The sequence below is a fragment of the Bradyrhizobium sp. genome (assembly GCF_016462955.1).
In the GTDB taxonomy this organism is placed as follows: Bacteria; Pseudomonadota; Alphaproteobacteria; order Rhizobiales; family Xanthobacteraceae; genus Bradyrhizobium.
The window spans coordinates 1-4,715 of the sequence record NZ_JAEMSD010000516.1; the positions used below are offsets into that span (position 1 = coordinate 1).

Here is a 4,715-nt window from a genome sequence, read left to right on the forward strand (position 1 = left end):
AGGGCGACGGCTCCGCCGAGATCCTCCAGGACGAGGCCGTCAATGCGCGCATCGGCGACGCGTTCGAGAAGGAAGGCGCCGACGCCTGGTACGCGACAGGTGCGCGCGAGCGCTTCCTTGGGCCTCGCGCCAGCGAGGACTGGCACAAGGTCGACGACATCCTCGACGTCTGGTTCGATTCCGGCTCGACCCACGCCTTCGTGCTCGAAGACCCCGTGCATTTCCCGGGGTTGTCGGGCATCAAGCGCAAGGTCGACGGCGGCACCGACACCGTGATGTATCTGGAAGGCTCGGACCAGCATCGCGGCTGGTTCCACTCCTCCCTGCTGGAAAGCTGCGGCACGCGAGGCCGCGCGCCCTACGACATCGTGCTGACCCACGGCTTCACGCAGGCCGAGGACGGCCGCAAGATGTCGAAGTCGCTCGGCAACACCATCGAGCCGCAGTCCGTCATCAAGGAATCCGGCGCCGATATCCTGAGGCTCTGGGTTGCGTCCAGCGACTACACCGACGACCAGCGCATCGGCCCCGAGATCCTGAAGAACACCGTCGAGACCTATCGCAAGCTGCGCAACACCGTGCGCTGGATGCTCGGCACGCTGCATCATTACAAGCCGGCCGACGCAGTTGCGCCCGCCGAGATGCCCGAACTCGAGCGGCTGATGCTGCACGAGCTGTCGGTACGCGCCGCCGCGATCGGCAAGGCCTACCGCGAGTTCGACTACAAGAGCGTGGTCGCGATCCTGTCCGCCTTCCTGAACAGCGAGCTCTCAGCGTTCTACTTCGACATCCGCAAGGACACGCTGTATTGCGAACCGCCATCGTCGGTGACGCGCAAGGCGGCGCTGACCACCATTGACCTGCTCTGCGCCTCGATCCTGAAATGGCTCGCACCGATCCTGAGCTTCACCGCGGAGGAAGCTTGGCGCATGTACCGGCCAGACGCCGAGCCGTCCGTGCATCTGACGCTGTTCCCGACCGACCTCGAAAACTATCGCAACGACAAGCTCGCCGCGAAGTGGGAGACCATTCGCAACGTCCGCCGCGTCGTCACCGGCGCGCTCGAACTGGAACGCGCCGCCAAGAACATCGGCTCCTCGCTCGAGGCCTCGCCGGTGATCTATGTCGCCGACCGCGGCACGCTGATGACGCTGTTCGACACCGACCTCGCCGAGATCTGCATCACCTCGAACTACGAGGTGCGTGAGGGCGAGGCGCCGGCACCGGCATTCCGTCTCGATGCCGTCCCGGGCGTCGCGGTCGTTGTCGAGAAGGCGGTCGGAACCAAATGCGCCCGCTCCTGGAAGATTTCGCCGACCGTCGGCGAGGACCCCGAATACCCCGACATCACCCCGCGCGACGCCAAGGCGCTACGCGAATGGAAGGCGCTTGGGGTGAGCGTCTGATCGGTAGCCCATGACCCCGCTCCGCGCCGGAATTCTCGCGGCCCTGGTCACGCTGGTGGCCGACCAGGCCTCGAAGCTCTGGTTGCTCCACGTGTTCGACCTCGCCCATCGGGGCGCGGTGCGGGTGACGCCGTTCTTCGACCTGGTGCTGGCCTGGAATATCGGCATAAGCTTCGGTTGGCTTCAGAACGACAGCAAGGCGGCGCAGCTGGCGCTGATGGCGGTCAAGGTCCTCGCCGTGGTCGCCCTTGCGATCTGGATGGCCCGCTCGCACACGCGCTTGGTCACGGTTGCGCTCGGGCTGATCATCGGCGGGGCGATCGGCAACGGCATCGACCGCCTGCTCCACGGCGCGGTTGTCGATTTCGCCTTGTTCCATATCGAGATCGCGGGAAATACATATAATTGGTACGTGTTCAACCTTGCCGACGTGGCCATCGTTGCTGGGGTGGCGGCGCTATTGTATGATTCCTTCCTGGGGGTACCCGCCGCAAAAGCGCCCTGATCCCGGCCGATACGGACCGGCAGGTGGAACCCGTTTTTGCGAGCAATTCGCCGCGTTTGAGCGGCAATCTGCCACAATATGGAACAGGTATGGTGATGCGCAGCTCGAAGACCAGCGGTTCGATGGTTCGAGGCCCCCATCGGGAGATCTGGCGGGCGTTGAGATTGTCAGCCGTCGCGCTCGGCATTGGTCTCGTCATGTCGACCGGCGCGGCGCGCGCCGCTGACGACGACGAGGAGGACGATATGACCTTCGAAGAGAGGCTCATCGACAATCTGATGTCGGGCATCGGCGCCAAGAGCATGGAGAAGAAGGGCATCGAATACCGCGAGCGCTCGCCGCTGGTCGTGCCGCCCAAGCTCGATCTGCCGCCGCCTGCGACCGAAGCCAAGGCGGCGCCGAACTGGCCCAAGGACCCCGAGGAAAAGCGCCGCAAGGAAGCCATCGCGGCGCGCAAGAAGGCGACCAAGGCGACGGAGAACTGGCAGGCCGCCCAGCCCCTGACGCCGGCCGAGATGAAGGCCGGCCAGGTCGCCGCAGCCCCCCGTACCAGCAACGATCCGATTCAGCCGGGCACAAACAGCAACCCCTCGCTGAGCCCCGCCGAGCTCGGTTTCACCGGTGGTCTGTGGAACATGATGAAGGGCAGCAACAGCTCCGAGTCGAAGCCGTTCACATCGGAGCCGCCGCGGCAGTCCCTGGTCGAGCCGCCGCCGGGATACCAGACCCCGTCGCCGAACTATGCCTATGGCGCCGGGCCCGACAAGTCGCGGCGGATGTACTACGACATCATGTCCGGCAAGGACAAGGAACAATAGCGTTCCTGCCTGTCGCGACATTCTGACCGACGCGAAGCGAAGGCCGGCGGCTGATCTCCGCCCGCCCCGTTCAAAATTGCTTATCAGTAACTTGCCTAAGCGTTGAGTTCTCTGCTTCGTGACGCGAAGCCTCAGCGGCACGGTGTACCATGCCGTGCCTTTCCGGGCCGGAAATCCGGGCTCGGCATTTCACCAGGGATCATGATGTCCTCATACCGATCGGCTGCCTGCCTTCTTGCCGCGCTGCTTTCGACGAGTGTCCTCTCGGCCGGCCCCGCCCTCGCCCAGACCACGGTGACATCGGCTCCGCCCACCAGCTTCACGCTTCCCAACGGCATGCAGGTCGTGGTGATTCCCGATCGCCGCACCCCCGTCGTAACCGAGATGATCTGGTACAAGGTCGGCTCGGCCGACGAGACGCCGGGCAAGTCCGGCCTCGCCCATTTCCTCGAGCATCTGATGTTCAAGGGCACGGCGAAGCATCCGGCCGGCGAGTTCTCCCAGACCGTGCTCCGCGTCGGCGGCAACGAGAAAGCCTCGACCTCGGTCGACTACACCAACTACTACCAGCGCGTGCCGAAAGAGCAGCTGCCGACCATGATGGAGTTCGAGGCCGACCGCATGACCGGCCTCGTCCTCAAGGACGAGAACGTGCTGCCCGAGCGCGACGTCGTGCTCGAAGAGTACAACATGCGCGTCGCCAACAACCCGGACGCACGGCTCAACGAACAGATCATGGCCGCGCTCTATCTCAACCATCCCTATGGGCGTCCGGTGATCGGCTGGCATCAGGAGATCGAAAAGCTCGATCGGGAGGATGCGCTCGCTTTCTATCGCCGCTTCTACGCGCCGAACAACGCGATCCTCGTGATCGCCGGCGACGTCGACGCCGCCGAAATCCGCCCGCTGGTCGAACGCAACTTCGGCTCGATCCCCGCCCAGCCCGCGATCCCGGCCCGGCGCGTCCGCCCGCAGGAGCCGGAGCCCGCAGCGCCGCGCACCGTCACGCTGGCTGACCCGCGGGTCGAGCAGCCGAGCATGCGGCGCTATTATCTCGTGCCGTCGGCGACCACCGCCGCAGCCGGCGAGAGCGCGGCGCTCGACGTGCTGGCGCAGCTGATCGGCAGTGGCAGCAATTCCTATCTCTACCGCGCCCTCGTCGTCGACAAGCCGCTGGCGGTTTCCGCCAGCGCCAGCTATTCGAGCATCTCGCTCGACCCGACCCAGTTCGCGATCTCGGCTGCGCCGAAACCCGGCGTCAGCTTCGCTGAGGTCGAGCAGGCGGTGGACGGGGTCCTCACCAGCGTCGCGCAGGACCCGATCCGCGCCGAGGATCTGGAGCGGGTCAAAACCCAGCTCATTGCGGAAGCGATCTACGCCCAGGACAACCAGGCTGTGCTGGCGCGCTGGTACGGCGGCGCGCTGACCACGGGCCTGTCGATCGAGGACATCAGGAGCTGGCCCGATCGCATCCGCGCCGTCACCGCCGAGCAGGTCCGCGCGGTTGCCCAGAAATGGCTCGAGAAGAAGCGTTCGGTGACGGGCTATCTGATCAAGGACACCGCCACCGCCAAGCGCGAGGAGAAGCGTTCGTGACCTATCCCATGCTTCGACGGATCGCATTCACGGTCGCCGCCGGCGCGACGCTCGCGCTCTCCGCAGTCTCCCCGTCGCAGGCCGCCGCAAAAATCCAGCACCTGATCTCGCCGGGCGGCATCCAAGCCTGGTTCGTGCAGGACGCAACCGTGCCTCTGATTGCGATGGAATATTCCTTCGCCGGCGGCTCGTCGCAGGATCCCAAGGACAAGCCGGGCGTTGCCAATCTGGTCGGCTCTCTTCTCGACGAAGGCTCAGGCGATCTCGATTCCAAGACGTTCCATGAACGGCTCGACCGCCGCGCCATCGAACTCTCCTTCAACGCCACCCGCGACACCCTCCGGGGCAGTCTGCGCATGCTGCGCGACAACAAGGACGAGGCCTTCGACC

The 4,715-nt window shown here is 65.3% G+C and carries 4 protein-coding genes and 1 pseudogene; all 5 read left to right on the forward strand.

The annotated features are described in order from the left end of the window. On the forward strand, positions 1 to 1,406 hold a 1,406-nt coding region (locus JHD07_RS33210; RefSeq protein ID WP_291629823.1), incomplete at its 5' end, for a class I tRNA ligase family protein. A 10-nt stretch (positions 1,407 to 1,416) separates the two neighbouring features. Continuing rightward, positions 1,417 to 1,911, forward strand: coding sequence for a signal peptidase II (gene lspA, locus JHD07_RS33215; protein ID WP_291629825.1), 495 nt, complete (start codon positions 1,417 to 1,419; stop codon positions 1,909 to 1,911). Positions 1,912 to 2,006: 95 nt separating this feature from the next. Continuing rightward, the gene (locus JHD07_RS33220; protein ID WP_291629827.1) at positions 2,007 to 2,729 is read left to right on the forward strand and encodes a hypothetical protein; all 723 of its coding nucleotides are present in this window, start codon (positions 2,007 to 2,009) and stop codon (positions 2,727 to 2,729) included. Positions 2,730 to 2,933: 204 nt separating this feature from the next. Then, positions 2,934 to 4,325, forward strand: coding sequence for a pitrilysin family protein (locus JHD07_RS33225; protein ID WP_291629829.1), 1,392 nt, complete (start codon positions 2,934 to 2,936; stop codon positions 4,323 to 4,325). Continuing rightward, a pseudogene (locus JHD07_RS33230) lies at positions 4,322 to 4,715 on the forward strand (insulinase family protein); the annotation flags it as partial. The gene JHD07_RS33225 and the pseudogene JHD07_RS33230, both read left to right, overlap by 4 nt.

Bases quoted from the DNA above. Each gene is read 5' to 3' on its own strand.
- lspA (WP_291629825.1), top strand. From the start codon at position 1,417: ATGACCCCGCTCCGCGCCGGAATTCTCGCGGCCCTGGTCACGCTGGTG.
- JHD07_RS33225 (WP_291629829.1), top strand. From the start codon at position 2,934: ATGTCCTCATACCGATCGGCTGCCTGCCTTCTTGCCGCGCTGCTTTCG.
- JHD07_RS33220 (WP_291629827.1), top strand. From the start codon at position 2,007: ATGCGCAGCTCGAAGACCAGCGGTTCGATGGTTCGAGGCCCCCATCGG.